General features: G+C 73.7%; 13 protein-coding genes. 7 read left to right on the top strand and 6 right to left on the bottom strand.

What is annotated here, in order from left to right; translation table 11 throughout:
- The first annotated feature begins 34 nt into the window (after nucleotides 1-34).
- Complete coding sequence (locus WMF34_RS36950) at nucleotides 35-1,204, top strand: zinc-binding dehydrogenase (RefSeq protein WP_437990757.1); 1,170 nt, start codon at nucleotides 35-37, stop codon at nucleotides 1,202-1,204.
- A gap of 5 nt (nucleotides 1,205-1,209) precedes the next feature.
- Here WMF34_RS36950 and kbl read toward each other — a convergent pair whose 3' ends face one another.
- Entirely contained in the window at nucleotides 1,210-2,400 is a 1,191-nt protein-coding gene (gene kbl, locus WMF34_RS36955; RefSeq protein WP_044966702.1) for a glycine C-acetyltransferase, read from the bottom strand.
- A 285-nt stretch (nucleotides 2,401-2,685) separates the two neighbouring features.
- Between kbl and WMF34_RS36960 the strand changes: the two genes are divergently transcribed.
- A complete protein-coding gene (locus tag WMF34_RS36960) occupies nucleotides 2,686-3,750 on the top strand; it encodes a hypothetical protein (RefSeq protein WP_437990758.1) in 1,065 nt (354 codons plus the stop codon).
- Between the two features lie 32 nt (nucleotides 3,751-3,782).
- Nucleotides 3,783-5,195, top strand: coding sequence for a DUF4331 domain-containing protein (locus tag WMF34_RS36965; protein ID WP_437990759.1), 1,413 nt, complete (start codon nucleotides 3,783-3,785; stop codon nucleotides 5,193-5,195).
- A gap of 36 nt (nucleotides 5,196-5,231) precedes the next feature.
- Here WMF34_RS36965 and WMF34_RS36970 read toward each other — a convergent pair whose 3' ends face one another.
- Entirely contained in the window at nucleotides 5,232-6,317 is a 1,086-nt protein-coding gene (locus WMF34_RS36970; protein ID WP_437990760.1) for a hypothetical protein, read from the bottom strand.
- A 178-nt stretch (nucleotides 6,318-6,495) separates the two neighbouring features.
- Between WMF34_RS36970 and WMF34_RS36975 the strand changes: the two genes are divergently transcribed.
- Nucleotides 6,496-7,857, top strand: a complete 1,362-nt coding sequence (locus tag WMF34_RS36975; RefSeq protein WP_437990761.1) for a tetratricopeptide repeat protein — start codon at nucleotides 6,496-6,498, stop codon at nucleotides 7,855-7,857.
- A gap of 103 nt (nucleotides 7,858-7,960) precedes the next feature.
- Here WMF34_RS36975 and WMF34_RS36980 read toward each other — a convergent pair whose 3' ends face one another.
- On the bottom strand, nucleotides 7,961-8,419 hold the full coding sequence (locus WMF34_RS36980) for a hypothetical protein (protein ID WP_437990762.1): 459 nt from the start codon (nucleotides 8,417-8,419) through the stop codon (nucleotides 7,961-7,963).
- Between the two features lie 14 nt (nucleotides 8,420-8,433).
- On the opposite strand from WMF34_RS36980, the gene WMF34_RS36985 reads away from it, so the two are divergent.
- Nucleotides 8,434-9,498 carry an endonuclease/exonuclease/phosphatase family protein gene (locus WMF34_RS36985; RefSeq protein ID WP_437990763.1) on the top strand — a complete coding sequence of 355 codons (1,065 nt, stop codon included), beginning with the start codon at nucleotides 8,434-8,436 and terminating at the stop codon, nucleotides 9,496-9,498.
- A gap of 30 nt (nucleotides 9,499-9,528) precedes the next feature.
- On the opposite strand, the gene WMF34_RS36990 is transcribed toward WMF34_RS36985, so the two are convergent.
- The 3 genes from WMF34_RS36990 to WMF34_RS37000 all read right to left on the bottom strand — a co-directional run bounded on the left by WMF34_RS36990 (nucleotide 9,529) and on the right by WMF34_RS37000 (nucleotide 13,221).
- On the bottom strand, nucleotides 9,529-10,242 hold the full coding sequence (locus WMF34_RS36990; protein WP_437990764.1) for a hypothetical protein: 714 nt from the start codon (nucleotides 10,240-10,242) through the stop codon (nucleotides 9,529-9,531).
- A gap of 189 nt (nucleotides 10,243-10,431) precedes the next feature.
- Nucleotides 10,432-11,436 carry a polysaccharide deacetylase family protein gene (locus tag WMF34_RS36995; protein ID WP_437990765.1) on the bottom strand — a complete coding sequence of 335 codons (1,005 nt, stop codon included), beginning with the start codon at nucleotides 11,434-11,436 and terminating at the stop codon, nucleotides 10,432-10,434.
- A 1,044-nt stretch (nucleotides 11,437-12,480) separates the two neighbouring features.
- Nucleotides 12,481-13,221, bottom strand: coding sequence for a ComF family protein (locus WMF34_RS37000; protein WP_012239896.1), 741 nt, complete (start codon nucleotides 13,219-13,221; stop codon nucleotides 12,481-12,483).
- Between the two features lie 153 nt (nucleotides 13,222-13,374).
- On the opposite strand from WMF34_RS37000, the gene WMF34_RS37005 reads away from it, so the two are divergent.
- On the top strand, nucleotides 13,375-16,314 hold the full coding sequence (locus WMF34_RS37005) for a GYF domain-containing protein (RefSeq protein ID WP_437990766.1): 2,940 nt from the start codon (nucleotides 13,375-13,377) through the stop codon (nucleotides 16,312-16,314).
- Nucleotides 16,305-17,153 carry a hypothetical protein gene (locus WMF34_RS37010; RefSeq protein ID WP_012239898.1) on the top strand — a complete coding sequence of 283 codons (849 nt, stop codon included), beginning with the start codon at nucleotides 16,305-16,307 and terminating at the stop codon, nucleotides 17,151-17,153. Before WMF34_RS37005 ends, WMF34_RS37010 begins: the two co-directional genes overlap by 10 nt.
- Nucleotides 17,154-17,209: the final 56 nt, after the last annotated feature.

Below are 17,209 nucleotides of genomic sequence, written 5' to 3' on the forward strand. Positions count from 1 at the left end.
CGTGCGCCTCGAACCCCGAACAGGAGCCAGGTGCATGAGCGACGCGATGTGGGCGCTGACGTACAACCGCGAGAAGCAGCCGTGGGAGTCCACCGTCGGGCTGGCCAAGGATCAGGTCGAGCGCCCGGCGATCGACGAGGCCAGGGACTACCACGACCGCGCGAGCGTCCTCGTCAAGCCGATCATGACGGGCTTCTGCGGCTCGGATCGCGGCATCTGGTTCCGCAGCGCCTTCAAGGACATGATCCTCTCGTCGCTCGAGCGCGATCGGAAGGCGACGCGCACGATCGGCCACGAGCTGCTCGGCCGCGTGGTCGACCTCGGGACCGACGCGCGCCGGTCCTTCGGGCTTCAGATCGGCGACATCGTGTCGACCGAGAGCCACATCGCCTGCGGCGCTTGCTACCAGTGCCGCGTCGGCGACACCCACGTGTGCGCGGACGACAAGATCATCGGGATCAGCGAGGATGGCTGCTTCGCCGAGCTCGTCAAGCTGCCCGCGAAGAACCTCTGGCGCACCGACATCGCGAGGATCCGGCCCGAGGTCGCCGCGGTGCAGGAGCCGTTCGGCAACGCCGTGCACGCGTGCACCAAGGTGAACCTCCGCGGCAAGCGCGTGGCCATCTTCGGCTGCGGCACCATCGGCCTGTTCGCGATCGCGATCGCCCGCGCGATGGGGGCGATCTACGTCATCGGCGTGGAGCCGGCGGAGCGGAACGCCGAGATGGCCCGCCGCCTGGGCGCCGACGCGATCCTGCGCCCGCACCGGGCGAGCCCCGAGCGGCCCCACGCGAGCGATCCCGAGCTGACGGAGCGGGTCCGGAAGCTCACGGACGGCGTCGGCGTCGACGTCGTGCTCGAGATGAGCGGCGTGAACAGCAGCGTCAACAACGCCATCCACGCGGCGAGGCGCGGGGGCGACGTGATCCTCTTCGGCCTGAAGAGCGGTGACGCGGTGATCGAGAACTTCGACCGCCTCATCGTGGACGGCATCAGCCTCCACAGCGTGATCGGCCGGCGCATCTTCGAGACGTGGCACATCACGCGCCACCTGCTCGAGTCGCGCGATCCGAACATCCACGACCTCATCTGGGAGGTCATCCTGAACCGGGGCGAGGGGACGGTGTTCGACTTCGAGGACTACGACGCGGCGGCCTTCCAGGAGGCGATCTCGAGCCACCCGAAGGTGATCCTCCGCTACTGAGCCGCTCAGGCGACGACGCCGAGGCGCCGGCCGACCCGCAGGAAGGCGTCGATCGCCTGATCGACGTGCTCGGGCTCGTGCGCGGCGGAGAGCTGCACCCGGATGCGGGCCTCGCCCTTCGGCACGACGGGGTACGAGAAGCCGATGACATAGATGCCCTCGGCGAGCAGCGCCCTCGCCATCTCGTTCGCGAGCCGCGCCTCGCCCAGCATGATGGGCACGATCGGGTGGGCGCCGGGCTTGATGGTGAAGCCGGCCTGCGTCATCCCCTGCCGGAACCGGCGCGCGTTCTCCATCACCCGAAGGCGCAGCGAGGGCTCCGCGTCGATGAGGTCGAACACGGCGATCGAGGCGCCGGCGATCGCCGGGGCGAGCGTGTTCGAGAACAGGTACGGGCGCGATCGCTGCCGCAGCAGGTCGACGATCGGCTGCCGGCCGGTCGTGAAGCCGCCGCTCGCCCCGCCGAGCGCCTTGCCCAGCGTGGAGGTGATCACGTCGACGCGGTGCATGACGCCGCAGAGCTCCGCTGTCCCGCGCCCCGTCGGCCCGATGAACCCGGTCGCGTGCGAGTCGTCGACCATCACCATCGCGCGGTACTTGTCGGCGAGATCGCAGATGGTATCGAGCTTCGCCAGGTACCCGTCCATCGAGAACACGCCGTCGGTGGCGATGAGCCGGAGCCGCTTGCCGGCCGTCGCGCGGAGGATGTCCTCGAGGGCGGCCATGTCCCCGTTCGGGTAGCGGTGCCGCTCGGCCTTGCAGAGGCGGATACCGTCGATGATCGACGCGTGGTTCAGCGCGTCCGAGATGACGGCGTCCTCCTCGCCGAGGAGCGTCTCGAAGAGGCCGCCGTTCGCGTCGAAGCACGACGAGTAGAGGATGGCGTCCTCGGTGCCGAAGAAGCGGGCGATCCTGGACTCGAGCCGCCGGTGGAGGTCCTGCGTGCCGCAGATGAAGCGCACGCTGGAGAGGCCGAAGCCGTGCGTGTCGATGGCCTCCTTCGCCGCCGCGATGACCGCCGGGTGCGACGACAGGCCAAGGTAGTTGTTCGCGCAGAAGTTGAGGACCCCGGCGCCGCCCTCGGTCCGGATCACCGGCCCCTGCGGCGTCGCGAGGATCCGCTCTTCCTTGTAGAGACCCGCCGCACGGATGTCCTCCAACGCCCGTACGTACAGTGACCGAGCGACATCGAACATGACGTCGTTATAAAACGGGGCTGTCGGCCGGTCGACGGGGGAACGCCGTCCGGACCCCCAGGGCGGCGCTGCTCATGGGCCTGAGCGCCAGCAGGCGACCCCGGACCCGAGAGGCAGGGTGCACGCGGCTTTGTCGCGCGCCGCGCGGCCGCGGCCTACTCGATCCGGGAGGCCCGTGGCAAGACGGGCGGCGTCCAGCGCCGCGCGATCGCCGTGCGGCTCGCGTCGCGTGCGCCAGCGCGCCGCGCGCCGAGCGCACGAACGGCGCCCTCGGGAGGAGCAGGCATGACGGAAGCCAGGGGGGACTTCCGGCGAAGCGCCGGTGTGCTGTGCGCTGTCGCGTCGCTCGCGGCCGCCGCGAGCAACCCGGGCTGCAGCCGCGCGGAGGATCCGCCCGGACGGACCAGCGCGGGCTCCACCGGCGGAGCGCCAGGCACGACCGCGGCGAGCGGAACGGGAGGCGGAGGCGGCGCGGGGGGGGATGCTCCTTATGCGGCATTGCCGCTCGTCCCGGCGATCGCGTTCGACGCGACGCCGGACGTCGCCGGGGCTTACGTGTACTTCACCGCTCTTGGCGCGGACGGCAGGGCCGGTGTCTTCAGGATCGGCGCGCAAGGCGGCGGGGGCGCCGCCGAGATCGCGGCCGGTCCGCCGCTCGTCGCGCCGCTCGGGATCGCGACGAGCGCGGACGGCGGTCGCGTCTTCGTGGCCGACCCAGGCGCGGGCGACCCGGCGCTCGACGACGCGGGCGCGCTCTTCGCGATCGACCTGCCGGGCGGCGCCGTCGCCCCGATCGACGGCGGCGCGGGGCTGCGCGCGGGCGGCCTCGAGGTCGCCCGCGGCGCGGACAACGAGGAGCGGATCATCTTCTCGGGGCGCGATCGCGACGATGGCCAGCCCGGCGTGTTCTCGCTGCCGGCGCGCGGCGGCGAGGTGTCGGCGCTCGCCAAGGGGAGCCCGCTCGTCGACCCGAGCGGGATCGCGGTCGCCGGCCGGGGCGACGTCTTCGTGTGCGACGCCCTCGCGAGCCCCGACAAGACGGCGACCATCTTCAGGATCGAGGACGGCTTCGTGAGCCCGTTCGCGACCGGGCTCCACGTCGGTACTCCTTGCGGCATCGCGCTGACGCGCGACGACGCGGCGCTGCTCGTGCTCACGCGCGACCCGACCCGAGGCGCCGACGAGGTCGTGTGGATCGAGGTGGCGTCCGGAGCGCGCTCGGCGACGGCCGCTGGCGCGCCTGGCCACGACGAGCCCGGGGGGCTGCACCGGGCGAGGGGCGCCGACGTCTTCGCGTTCGTCGATCACAGGGCCCAGGAGCGAGGCTCGGTGTTCCTGCTCAGGCGATGAGCCGCAGAGGAGCGATGGAAGGACCCGCACGCATGATCCACCGACCGTCGCGCGCCGTCGCCGTCTTCGCGGCGTCCGTCGCGCTCAGCGCGCCCAGCCTCGCCGCCGCGTCGAGCCACCGCGAGGCGCCGGCCATCGCGAGGGATCCGGCCGCCGACAACACCGACCTGTACGCGTGGGTGGAAGGCGGCAACCTCGTGATCCTCGCGAGCTACATTCCGCTCGAGGAGCCCTCCAGCGGGCCGAACTTCCACGGCTTCTCGGACGACGTGCTCTACGAGGTGCACATCGCGCGCGGGCCGTCGAGCCTCGAGGACGCGCTGACCTATCAGTTCCGGTTCTCGACCAGGCCGTACGTGGCGGCGGATCCAGCGGGGCTCACGCCGGCGCCGAGCGGCGGCAACGAGTTCTTCTCGCAGCTCGCCGGCGGGGAGCAGACGTACACCGTGACGAAGATCGAGGGCGGCGCGTCGACCGTGCTCCTGAGGGACGCCCCGGTCGCGCCGCCGAACATCGGGAGGAGGACGAACCAGCTCGCCTACCGGATCACCGGCGGCGGTTACCCGGCATTCGCGACGTCCTCGAAGTTCCTCAAGCAGATGGCGGGCGGCGCGGGGCGCGCCTGGGCCGGGCCGCGCGACGACGGGTTCTACGCGGATCTCGGCCGCGCGTCCGATCTGGCGGGGCTGTGCCCGCTCCTCGCGGCGCCGAACCCGTCGTGCACCCCGCGCGACAACCTCGCCGGCTTCAACGTCCACACGCTCGCGCTCGAGCTCCCGCTCGCCGCGGTCAACGGCGGCGCGGAGCCGACGCCGGGGCCGAGCGACCGGCAGACGCTCGGCGTCTGGGCCTCCGCGAGCCGCCGCAAGGTGCGGATCCTGCGCGCGAACGGCAAGGAAGATGGCCTCGGTCCCTGGGTCCAGGTGTCGCGCGTCGGCCTGCCGCTGATCAACACCTGGATCATCGGCCTGCAGGACAAGGACAAGTACAACCGCGCGCACCCGCGCGACGATCTCGCCAACTTCGGAGCCTACTTCCTGAACCCGATCCTGGTGCGGGACGCCGAGTTCGCCGGGCTCTACCAGGCAGGCCAGCCGCTCGCGGCGTTCGATCCCGAAGCGCTGAAGCAGAGCCGGACCGACCTCATCGACGCCTTCAACCTGAAGCCCGCGAGCCTCGGAGGGCACAGCCTGGAGACCGTCGGCGACGTGCTCCGGATCGATCTGGGCATGCCGTCGGGCTTCCCGAACGGCCGCGCGCTGGTCCCCGGCGCGGATCACGAGCAGACCGACGTCACCGACGCGCTGCTCACGCTCGTCCTGACCGGCGCGCTCGGCGCGACGGCGGGCGACGGCGTGGGCGCGAACGACGCGCGGTTCCTCCCGGCCTTCCCTTACCTCGCGACGGCCTGGGAGGGCGCGACCCAGGGCCACTTCCGGCCCTGAGCCGCCCGGCGTGGCGCAGCGCGCGCGGCTCGCCTGTCACGGCGCAGCGCACCGCATCCCGCACACGCCGCCCGCGGCGCCCCCGCGCGCTCGTCGAACACACGCGGCGCGGCACTCGCCGTCGCGCGCGCAGGCCTCGCCCTCGGCCTTCGGCGCCGCGCAGCGCCCGTCCACGCAGCGCGCGCCGGCCGCGCAGAGCCCGCCGAGGCAGGCGGCGCCGGCGGGGGGCAGCGCCGCCTCGCTGCAGCGCGCGTCGACGCAGCGGCGGCCCCTCCCGCAGGCCGCGTGGGCCTCGCAGCGGCCGCCGAGCGGGACGTCGTCCGTGCACGCGCGCCCGGCGCAGTGGCCGCGGCACTCGGGGTGCGCCTCGGCGTAGCGCGTCTGCCGGGTGACCGCGGCCAGCGCGTCGACCGAGAGGCCGCAGGGCCCCGCGGCGCGCGGGGCGCGGCAGGTGCCCGCGTCGGTGGGGCCGGCGCCGTCGCAGCGCAGCCCGCCCGCGCACTCGAGCGACGACCGGCACCGGGCCCCCTTGTCGAGCGCGCCCCGCACGATCCCCTCGCACGCGGGCGGGACCGGGGCGGCGAGCGGAGAGACCCAGTCGCATCCATCGAGCGACCGTTCCATCGCCTCGACGCAGCGGCCCACCTCGTCGGTCGATAGCGTCACCGCGCGCGCGCGCACCGCGACGCTCAGCGCGCGCGCGCACTCGGCGGCGGCCTGGAAGCCCGCGGCGCCGCCGCAGCACGCCGCCTTGCGCCGTGCGGGCAACGCGTGAAGCGCGTCGCACAGCCGGGCCGCGAGCGGCTCCGGCGCGCCCTCGGCCTTCCCGTAGACGGGGGTGATCTCGTCGCCCGCCGGATTCTCCGCGGGCCCTGCCAGCGAGGGCGCCGCGGCCGCATCGGCCTCCGGCGAGGGCGCCGCGGCCGCATCGGCCTCCGGCGAGGGCGCCGCGGCCGCATCGGCCTCCGGCGAGGGCGCCGCGGCCGCATCGGCCTCCGGCGAGGGCGCCGCGGTCGCGCCCGCCTCCGGCGAGGTGCGGCGAGCACACGCGGCGCAGAGGTGCACGATCAGCGCCGCGGCGCAGAGCCGCTGCAGGCGGCGGCCATCCGTCTGGACAGGCAATGCGATCTCCTCCGCGCTGCGCGCCGCTGGTCGATCGAACGATGCGCTGGAGCGGCGAGCTTGCCGGCGCAGGCCGGCAAGGCAAGCTCTTTCGCGATCGGCTCCAGCCTGTGACACCGCAGGTGAGCCGCGGCGCGCCCAGGGCGGAGCTCCAGCGCGAGGGGAGGTCAGCGCTCCGATGCTGCGACGAACGGGTTGCCTCTTCGCCTGCGCTGCCCTGAGCGGAAGCCTCGGTTGCACCGAGCGCCCGCGCGCAGAGGCCGTCCCGGCCGCGACGGTATCGACCGGGCGCGCCGCCGAGGCGCCGGCGCCCTCGAGCCTCGACGCGGCGCGCGCGCTCGCGCTCGCGGCCCCGGCGGGCGCGAGCGCCGTCGATCGCGAGATCGAGGCGCTGTCCCGACGTATCGCGAAGGCGCCCGGCGGCGCGGATCTCTGGAGCGCGCTCGGCCACGCGTGGCTCCGAAAGGCGCGCGCCTCGGGCGATCCGTCGCTCTACGGCCGAGCTCACGCGTGCGCGGAGGTCGGGCTCGCGCTGGCCGCAGAGGATCGCGCGTCGCTCAACCTGCTCGGCCTCGTGCTGATCCACGAGCGCAGGTTCACCGAGGCGCGCGACGCGGCGGAGCGGGTCCTCTCGCGGGACGAAGGCGACGCGCTCGCGCTCGGGACGCTCAGCGACGCCGCCCTCGCGCTCGGCGCCTTCCAGGTCGCGGCGCACGCGGCGCAGCGGATGGTCGACCAGCGGCCTGGCCTGCCGTCCTACGCGCGGGCCGCACACCTGCGGTGGCTCCAGGGCGACGCGGCGACGGCGAAGCGGATCATCCGCCTCGCGATCGACGCCGGCGACCCGGGCGAACCCGAGGCGCTCGCGTGGACCCTGACCCAGGCGGCCATGATGTTCTGGCACGAGGGCGACAACGAGAGCGCCGACCTGGGCTTCGAGCGGGCGCTCGCCGCGCAGGCCGGGTATCTGCCGGCGCTCGCCGGCAGGGCGCGCGTCGCGCTGGCCCGCGGCGCGTGGGGCCGCGCCGTCGAGCTCCTCGAGCGGGCCCACCAGCAGAGCCCGGACGCGGAGATCGCGTGGCTGCTCGGCGACGCCAGGATGGCTGCAGGCGACCACGCCGGCGCAGCGCGGGCTTACGCCGGCGCGGTCGACGCGGGGCAGCGGTCGGACCGCCGGACCCTCGCGCTGTACTACGCGACCAAGGGCCTGGAGCGCGACGAGGCGCTCCGCCTCGCCGCCGCGGAGCGCGCCGTCCGCGCGGACATCTACACCGAGGACACCCACGCCTGGGCGCTGTACCGCGCGGGCAAGCTGGCCGAAGCGCGCGCGGCCAGCGACAGGGCGCTGGCGCTCGGCACGAGGGACGCGCGCTTGCTCTACCACGCCGGGGCGATCCGGATCGCCCTGGGGGACGTGGCGCGAGGCGAGCGGCTCGTGCGGGACGCGCTCGATCTGAACCCCAGGTTCGACATGACAGGGGCCGCCGAGGCCGAGCAGCTCCTCGCGCGTCGCAAGGCCCCCCGCGGCCCGCCGCGCTGACGGCTCTGCGGAGGAGCAGCGCGCGAGGCGCGCTGAGGGCGAGCACGCGAGGCGTGCCCTTGGTGGTGAGAGCTCGCGAGTCCGGCCGAGCGGGGACTGGACCTCAGGTGTCGTATTTCACTGTCGACGGGACCACCATCGGTGGAGGAGCGATCGCGGGTTGTGACGGCGCAGGGGCGGGCTCATCGGTGGGGTGCGAGCCTGGCTGGCTCTTGGGTGCCTGGCCATGGAGCTCCCGCAGCCGAGCGGGCGCGGGCTCGATCGCCGTCGGGGCCTCATCTCCTCCTGTTTCGCCCTCCGCGACGGGGGGCACGCTCACCGCGGGCGGCGGCGGGACGAACATCCTCGGCACCTGGATCGAGCGGGCGATCGACGCGACCTCCGGAAAGCTCGTGGCCATCCGCTCGACAAACGCCGCACGGGCCGCATCATCGGGGGCGCTCGCCGAGGCCTTCGCGACCCGCAGCGCCGACCAGAGCTCGTAATACCAGGCGGAGAGGGAGGCATGCGCTTCCAGCAGGTCACGAATGGTATCCTCGGAAACGATGATGTTCTTGCCCATGGGCGAGAGGATACATGACCGAGCGACGCCTCCCACCTCGTTCGAGCGGCCCAACACCGGCGGAGCGGGTACCGGACCCGACGTCGACGCGCGCGGCGCCCGGCGCTCTCCTCGGCCCCGGGACACCGCGCGACGACGCCACGTCGCTCAGGATCGTCTCCTATAACGTCCGCTACTTCGGGCACGGGACGCGGGGCATCGCCTCGACCAGCGCCGCCATCACCCGGATCGCGACGACGCTCGCGCGGATGTCCCCGCTGCCCGATCTCGTGTGCCTCCAGGAGGTCGAGACCCAGTCGCTGAGGTCCTCGACGATGAACCCGCGCTGGCACCCGGAGGAGACCCAGCTCGATCGCCTGATGACCGAGCTGCACGCGGCGCTGGCGCAGGCAGAGCGGCGCGAGCGCTACGTCGCCTACTACTTCCCCGCGCACACCTACAGGCTTACCTCGCGGACGAACATCTACACGACCGGGCTCGCGGTGCTCGCGCGCGACACATTCCACATCGGACACCACAACGCGGAGCGCCCGCATGACATCACCCATCGGCGGGGGGTCAAGAGCCTGAAGCAGACGCGCATCTGCGCGCACGTGTCGTTCGAGCACGAGAGCGGGCAGAGCTTCGATGTGTTCAACACCCACCTCAGCCTGCCGAGCGTGTTCTCGCGGGAGTTCTGGACAGGCGAGGCGCGGATGGGGTTCGGGCCCAATCAGATCGAGGAGGCGAGGGTGCTCGCCGATTTCGTCCGCCGCGAGCGCCGGAGCGACAACTTCGTGGTGGTCGGCGACTTCAACTCGCTGCCAGGCTCGCCGGTCGATCGGTTCCTGCGCGAGGAGATCGGCTTCGTGGACGCGTTCGCCAAGGTCCGCTGCTTCTCCGAGACCGAGGCGCGCGCCTTCCCGACGGCCGGCTTCATGAACCTCCGCATGCACCTCGACCACGTCTACTCGTCCGAGCGCCTCCAGTGGCTGGACTTCACGGGCACGCACCCGTTCGGGCACAAGGGCGCGTTCGCAGGGCTGTCCGATCATGTCCCCCTGATCGCGCGCTGCCGCCTGCCGGGCGCCGCCGGCTGACCGCCGCCCTGGGCGCGGCGCGGCGGCCGCTCACCCCGGCAGCCAGAGCAGGTCGTCCATGATGGGCTCGAGGCACGCCGAGATCTGGGGGCCGAGATCGCCGCCGCACGCGAGCTTGCCGAAGCAGGCGCGGACCTCGTGCCGGCCGCGGCTGTTCATCGCGCCGATCGCTCGCTCGAGCTGCGGGCCGAGGCCGTCCTCCAGGCTCTGCCGGCAGGTGTCGTAGTCGAGGTCTCCGCACCCCGCGAGGCGGCCGCAGAGGACGGCCATGTACGGCGCCAGGTCGGCGCGCGGGAGCGTGGTGGCCGTCATGGCCTCGGAGCCGCAGCGGCTCACCTCCTCCGCATAGGCGGCGGTGAAGGGATCGCCCTCGAAGCGCCGCAGCGCTGCCAGCGAGCACTCCGAGGTCGCGCGGAGCATCTTCGGCGAGGCCATCGTCGTCATCTGCGTGCACTGCTCGAACTTCGGCCAGCCCTTCGCCTGCTCGGTGGCCCGCTGGTAGAGCGCCTCGAGGTACACGCACCAGGAGCGCTGGGCCTCGCGCTGCTCGCGCTGCTCGACGCTCGCCCCCTGCGCGCCCTGCCCGTCGGGCGATGCCTGCGCGGGCCGCGCGGGCGCCTTCGCGGAGGCGGCGGGCGCCGGCGCGCCGCCGCATCCCGACGCGAGGGCCGCGGAGATCAGCGAGGCCGCGCCGAGCATGGAGACGGCGGCGCGGAAGCCGCGTTCATGGATTGTGCCTTTCACGGGAGCCCCCCTTCGTCGAACAGGCTGCGCAGCAGCTTTGCTGGCCCATCGAGGCCACGCGCGTGCAGAACCGGCCCAGCGACGTGCACGTGCACAGCCCAGGCCACACGCGCGCCGGCCGAGGCGGCGTCGGGCGAGCGGAGGCGCTCGGGGCGCGCGGCGGCGGAGCGGCGCGCGGTCTTTGCTCGATCAGCGGCCGGACCGAGAGCCGGGCCGCTGGCCGATGAGCAGCTTGAGCTTGAAGAGCGCGCCGATTTGCCCGCGGTCCATGGCGATGCGCGGGAAATTCAGGGGGTCGAAGGACGAGAGCATGCAAAGGCCGGAGTTGTTGGTGAAGCCGATCTCGAAGCCGGCCTCCCTCACGGCGCGATGGAAGGCGCCGCACAGGCTGTATCCGACGGGGTACGCGACCGCGTGCACGGCCTCGTTCAGGGCGTCGGAGAGCACGCGGCGGGAGCGCGCAAGATCGCGAGTCGCCTCTTCGGGCGAGAGCGTCTGGAGGACACGATGGCTGTGCGAGTGCGACTGCACGTCCATGCCCGCCCGGCGCAGCGCCCCGATGTGGTTCCAGTCCATGATCGTCCTGGTCGCGAGCGCGCGCTCCTCGCCGTGGTCGATCGACACCCCCGTGGCGCGCTCGATCTCGTCCCAGAGGCGCCCGATGTCGACCCCGGAGGTGTGCTTGATGGTCTGGCAGACGAGCGTCGCCGCGGCGATCGGGTCGCGCAGCGGCTCGAGCACGAGCGTCGCAGGGTAGGCGATCTCGACGCGCGCCCGCCGGCACCGGTGCATGAGGAGCGCGACGCGATCCCACCAGAAGAGGCGGCCCCTGTCGGGGTACCCGGTGGCGATGAAGAACGTGGCCGTGACCCCCGCGCGCTCGAGGAGGGGCAACGCGACGTCGTGGTTGTCACGGTAGCCGTCGTCGAACGCGACCATGACGGGGTTCGGCGGGAGCTTCCGCCCCTTCGCGAGCAGCCGCACGTCCCGGAGGGACACCACGGTGCCGTGCGTCTTGATGACCGCGAGCTGCTCCTCGAACTCGCGCGCGCTCACCTCGGCGACCCCCGGATCGAGCTCGTCCACCTCCGAGACGTCCGCGATGCGGTGGTAGGTGAACACGGAGAGCACGGGCAGCCGAAGCTTCGCGCGCAGCCAGAGGAAGCGATCCAGGAGCCCGAGGGTGTCGAGCACCCCGGCAGCCAGCACACGACGACCGCGCGGCAACCTCCTGCGGATCCACGTCAGTGGATGTGCGACGACGTACACGAATGTATTCCAGCACACATTCGACGTTCGTGCTTGCTCTCGAGACCGGCTCCGACGGCGAAGCTCCTGCGCTTCCGGCGGGTGGGCCGCCGACCGGGGAATCCGGCGCGACAGCGATCCCGCTAAAGTGGCGCCCGATGTTCTCGACGGACGCGGACGCTCCCTCGGACGGCCCCCAACCTGGGTCGGATGTACCTCAACCTGGGTCGACGGGCGTGGACGTACCTCAACCTGGGTCGGACGATGGCCCCCCGTTGGACGTACCTCAACCTGGGTCGGACGATGGCCCCCCGTCGAAGCCGCCCTCGCACCAACCTGGTTCGGCTTCGCCTCAACCTGAGTCAGTCGCGGCGCCTCTGTCGAAGCCGCTCTCGCCGCTCGGCACCGCCGGAGTTGCGCTGGCGACAGCAACCATCCTGTTTGCGCTGGGGGTGTACACCCTCGAGACGAGCCTGCCCGAACTGGCGACGCGCAGCCGAGCGCCTCGACCGGCGATCGTGACCACCGGCGATCCTGTAAGCATCACCGCTGTGGCTTCAAAGCAAGCAGCCGCCCCCGTGCAGCTGGCGAGCGCGACCGACGCCACGGCACAGCCGACGCCGGCCGCATCCCCGACGCCACGTGCTGAGGTTGCACCACCGCCAGTACTGCCAAGCACCGAGGCCGCGGCACCTCCTGCACCACCAGCCACCGAGGCCGCGGCACCTCCAGCACCACCAGCCACCGAGACGGCAGCCCTTCAACAACAGACATCCGTCGACGCTGCAGCGACGACTCTGCCGACGCCGCGAAAGGGCCACGGCCTGCTCAAGCTCAACTCCTCCCGGAATGCGACCGTCTACGTGACGGGCGTGCCGGTGGGGCCCAGCGAGCGACCCGTCGAGGTGCGTTGCGGGCGCTTTTTCGTTCGACTCGGCGAGCCGACGCGCGACGGCACGCGATGGCTCACCGAGGGCAGGACCGTCCGCGTCAAGTGCGGTGTGCTGACGGAGGTGAGCTTCTGAGCTCGTCCGCCCCGCTCTCGGCGGTCGCGACGACGAGGTAGGTCACCGAAGCTGCGCCCGCGCCGAGGAGCGCATCTCGACACGCCGCGAGCGTGGCCCCCGTGGTCGCCACGTCATCGATGAGCGCGACCCTCCGGCGCTGGACGCGCTCGGGCGCGTGCGCGCGAAACGCACCTGCCACGTTCTGCAGGCGGAGATCGCGCGGGAGCTGCGCCTGCTGCGCCGTGGGACGGACACGGCGGAGGGCCCGTGGCGCGAAGGACACCGCGAGTCCGTCTGCGACGTGCGCGGCCAGCAGGGCGGCCTGGTTGTACCCGCGCTCGGCGAGACGGCGCGGATGAAGCGGCACCGGGACAACGAGGTCGACGCGCAGCTCCGCATCGCGCGCCGCGCAGAGCATCAACCGGCCGAGCGGGCGCGCGAGATCCGGACGATCTCCGTACTTGAAGCGCCGGATACCCTCCGCAACCGCCCCTCCAAACGGAGCGAACGCGACGAGAGGTGCTCCCGCCGCGGCGCGCGTGCCCGCTCCTCCTCGCGGCGCCCCCTCTGCGTACGGCACGGAGGTCCGCGCGCAATCGGCGCAGAACACCGAGGCATCGGCGATCGGGGTGTCACAGCCCGCACAGGCCGGCGGGCTGAGCGTGCGCGCAGCGGCGGCGACCAACGAGCGGACTGCGGCGGCGAGGGCGCTGGAAAGGCTCATGAGCTACCAGCGCGATCTTCGTCGTGAGTGGACGTGCGGTTGCGTGGGCGCACGAAAGAAGATCTCTTTGCAAACGACGCGCGGTACGATCGCGATCGTCGTGGTTCACGTCCTGAAATTCCGGCGCTCTACCAGCTCGCGGAGGGGCCCCCGTTGAGCGCGTGGAGATGGACGGACGAGCGTGGCGTCCAGCGGAGCCTGAGCACCGCCGAGCTGCGCAGCGCGCTGGCTGCCGGGATCATTCCAGGCTCCACGCTCGTCTGGCGCAAGGGCATGGACGCCTGGGCGCCCGCGTCCAGGCAGCCGGAGCTCGCCGACGCCGCCCAGCTCCGGCGCAAGCCCGAGGCGCGCACCGCTGCGCCCGAGGGGCCGGCCGCCGGCGTTGAAGAGGCCGCTCGCGAGGACGGCGCGGCGCTGGAGATCGAGCTCATCGAGGATCTGGGTCCGGCGCCCGCCCGCAGCGGTCAGTCCACCGGCCCTGCGCCCGCGGGGAGGTCCTCGAACGGGCGGAGGCCCGCGGCGCCGAACGCGAGCCGGGCGACCGCGCGACCGCAGCCGCCTCCCCTGCCGCCGCGCAAGCGGGAGTCCATGAGGACGCTCACGGGCGTCGAAGCGCCGGCAGACGCGCCGGCCAGCGGACAGAACGCGCCGATCGTCGTACCAGCCGCGGGTGGAACGTTCGATGCGGGGGTCGCCCGCGCGATCACCCAGCTCCCCCGTTACGACGGCCCCTCGCCGGGCGACCAGGGGACGACCGAGATCCCGCGCGCGCCGAAGCTCCCCTCGGGGGCGGAGGAACCCGAGGAGACCTCCGCGGGTCAGCGCCCCGTCGCAGACACAGGCAGCGCCGCGGGCGGCGCCAGCGCGACGACGGACGGCGATGAGCCGGCGCCGCCGAGGCGCGCGGCGGGCGCGGCCGCGCCCAGCAGCCCGGGAACAGCGCCGAGAGCCGCTGGCGGCACGACGTCGCGCGCGGAGGCGAGGCCACCCCGGCCGCCGCCTCTCCCCGTCGGTCGCGACGCGGCGCCGGCGGGTGCCGCACCGCAGAACGATGGGCGCGGCGGAGCGACGACCGGCGCGGATCAGGGCGCCGGCACGCCGCTCGCGGCGACGCCGCCGGCGTCGTCGAGCCCCGGCCGCGCCACGAGGCGCCCCGCGTTCACGGGGAAGCGCTCCGTGCCGCCACCTCCAGTTCCGGTCCGGTTCCCCGCGGTCGCCGCGAAGCGGCCCGTAGGCCCGCGCGCGCCTGACGCGTCGGATCGGACGGCGGCCGGCGCAAAGGCCCTCGTCCGTCTCGGAGCGCTCCCCGCGCCGCCGCCGCGCCCCCCCGCGGACGCGCCCCGCGCCACGCCCTTGATGGCAGCGCCCCCCGCGCCGTCGGCCCCGCTGGCGGCGCCGACCTTGCCCCTCGCTGCGCCGGCCCCGCCGGCCGAAGCGGCGCCTGTCACGGGCGCCGCCCCCACGGCCACGGCGTCGCCTGGCTCTCGCCCTGCGAGCCCAGCGACGTCCACCGACGGTCCCTCGCCCCGCAGCGCCGAGGACACGCCGGCCGCCGACGGCCGCGATCCCGCGGCGAGCCGCGATCGCAGCGACGCCCCGGAGCCCTCCACCACGGTGATGCGCCGCGAGAGCCCGGAGCTCCCCACGCCGCCCGTGCCCAGCGAGACGAAGCGCTCTCCTCTTGCCGCCGAGGCGCCGATGGGGCGCCGCGAGTACGCGACGATCCCGTCGGTCGGCGTCGGATCGAGCGCGTCGCAGGGGCACCCGGCGATGCGCTCGTGGCCGGGGCTGCCGAACCCGCAGCGCGGCGCGACGGCTGCCGACGCGCTCCAGGCCTCGGGCCACCGCTCGGATCGGGGCTCCGTCCCCGGATCGGGCAACGGCCCGCCAGCGCTCAACCCGCGCGCGCTCGCGGCGCGACGCGGCGACGGCAAGGGGCTCTCTGCAGCGGTGACCGTGCCGGTCTCGTCGCTCGTCGGCCTCTGCGGGGCGGCGTTGCTCATGAGCGTGGTCGCCTTCTTCGCGGGCCGCCGCTCCGTCACGACCGCGCGCCAGTCGCCGGTCGGGACGGCGCGCACGACGCTCGGCGCAGCGCAGGACGTCGCGCGCTCGGCGATCCCCGTCCCGCCGAAGCCTTGCTGGGTGGCGCGTCAGCCCCAGCCATGGGCGCCGCTCGTCGCGAAGAGCATCCCCTTCGAGGTCACGGCGACGAAGGGCGGCAAGCTCGTGGTGGGGTACGCGAAGAGCCCCATGGAGGCCGTCGGCCTCGAGATCGATCCCGCGACCGGGGAGCGGCGCGAGCGGTTCTCGAACCGAGAGGCCGCCGACATCGTGAGCATCTCGCCGGTCGGGGAGCGCTTCACCGTCCTCACGGCGGCGCAGCAGGCCATCCGCTCTCCCGTCAGCGTGCCAGGGCCGAGGTCGTTCGTCGTCGGTCTGGCGGACGGCGCCCTGGTGGCGGCCGATTCTCCCGACGCCGCCCCCTCCCCGCTCTGGCCGGTCCAGGGTGATGAGCCGCTCGAGGCGCCGCGCGCGCTCGCGGCCGGCGCCGGCGGCTACGCCGTCGCGTTCCGCCGCGAGAAGGCCGTGTGGGCAGGCTGGCTCGACGCCGAGCGCAAGCCCGTCGGCGAGCTCACCCGGGTGACCGGCTCCGGAGGCTCGATCGGCAAGCCATCGCTCGGATGGAACGAGCGCGCGCTCGCCGTCGTCTTTGCCGATCGGCCAACGGACGGGCGATGGGAGATCCGCGCCGGGCAGGCCGCTCCGGGGTCCATCCCCGGGTCGACCCAGGTGATCCCGCTCCCTTCCGGCGGCCCCGGGGGAGACGCCTTCGCGCCGGACATCGCGGGGCTCGGCGATGGACGCTGGCTCCTCGTGTGGACCGAGGGCCCTCCGGGGAGCCGCGCCATGCGCGCGCAGACCCTGGCCGCCAACTTCTCCCCCATCGGGGATCCGATCGCGCTCTCGCCGCCCGCCGGGAACTTCGGGCAAGGCGTGCTCGGCGTATCGCGCTCGGGTTACGTGGGCGTGGTGTTCCTCTCGAAGCCTGCCGCGAGCTACGAGCTCTGGGGGGTCATCCTCCAATGTGGGTGACGAGGCCGCCGGACCGCGCGAGCCGGCTCCGGGTGGCGGCGCTCGCGCTGCTGCTGGTCGCGCCGCACGCACCCGTGCTCGCCGCGTGCACCGCGCAGGTCTCGCTGCTCGATCAGGGACAGGCCCTGCGCACGGGCAAGCAGCCCTACGACGAGTTCTTCGAGGCCACCCGGGCGCTCCGCGACGAGTCGCTGAGGGCCGAGGAGCTCTCGAGCGCGGCGCCGGCCGAGCTGTCGCGCGCGCTGGGGCTCGATCCGAGATCGGACGGCAAGGCGGCGCTCGAAGCGGCGCGCGCGCGCGCCGCGGAGCTCCGCGCGGCGGGCGTTTTGCTCCAGGTCGAGCTCGTGCCAGAGGCGCGGATCGTGAGCGCCCGAGGTGGACGCTCGCTGGACGCGGAGGACAGGAACACCATCGCGGCGTTCGAGGCGTCCTTGAAGAGCTCCCTCGCGACGTCGAAGCAGCTCGGCGAGCTGTCGAGCCGCGCCGCGGAGCTCGAGAAGAAGCGGGCGTCGCTTTCGGCCGCGTGGGCAGAGGCGCTCGCGGACGATCCGCAGCGTCGCGAGGTGAAGCACGAGCTCGAGGCGGCCGAGCGCGTGATCGCGGAGGCGGGCGCGGCCGCGGATCGACACGCCGGCAGGGCGTCGAAGCTCGCGCTCGATCTGGTGCTCGCCGTCGATTCGGGCGACGCTCCGGCGCGGCGGGGCGCGGCCAGCCGACCGCCGACGAGGCGACCCGCCCCGAGCGTGAAGTCGCCGCCGCGGCGCGGGAGCAGCACGGGGGCCGCCCCGAAGCCGCCGAAGCCACCGACGTCGCACGGCGAGGACGATTTCGATCCCTGACGTCGTCCACACGCCGCACGGCGCGCGGCGCGCGAGCTGGCGCCGCCGGACGCCGG

This window comes from Sorangium sp. So ce145, assembly GCF_051525985.1.
Taxonomy (GTDB): domain Bacteria; phylum Myxococcota_A; class Polyangia; order Polyangiales; family Polyangiaceae; genus Sorangium; species Sorangium cellulosum_B.

Coding starts and splice junctions, on each gene's coding strand:
- WMF34_RS37000 (WP_012239896.1), bottom strand. CDS start 13,221: ATGAGCCTTTCCAGCGCCCTCGCCGCCGCAGTCCGCTCGTTGGTCGCC.
- WMF34_RS36960 (WP_437990758.1), top strand. CDS start 2,686: ATGACGGAAGCCAGGGGGGACTTCCGGCGAAGCGCCGGTGTGCTGTGC.
- kbl (WP_044966702.1), bottom strand. CDS start 2,400: ATGTTCGATGTCGCTCGGTCACTGTACGTACGGGCGTTGGAGGACATC.
- WMF34_RS36975 (WP_437990761.1), top strand. CDS start 6,496: ATGCTGCGACGAACGGGTTGCCTCTTCGCCTGCGCTGCCCTGAGCGGA.
- WMF34_RS36950 (WP_437990757.1), top strand. CDS start 35: ATGAGCGACGCGATGTGGGCGCTGACGTACAACCGCGAGAAGCAGCCG.
- WMF34_RS36980 (WP_437990762.1), bottom strand. CDS start 8,419: ATGGGCAAGAACATCATCGTTTCCGAGGATACCATTCGTGACCTGCTG.
- WMF34_RS37010 (WP_012239898.1), top strand. CDS start 16,305: ATGTGGGTGACGAGGCCGCCGGACCGCGCGAGCCGGCTCCGGGTGGCG.
- WMF34_RS36965 (WP_437990759.1), top strand. CDS start 3,783: ATGATCCACCGACCGTCGCGCGCCGTCGCCGTCTTCGCGGCGTCCGTC.
- WMF34_RS36985 (WP_437990763.1), top strand. CDS start 8,434: ATGACCGAGCGACGCCTCCCACCTCGTTCGAGCGGCCCAACACCGGCG.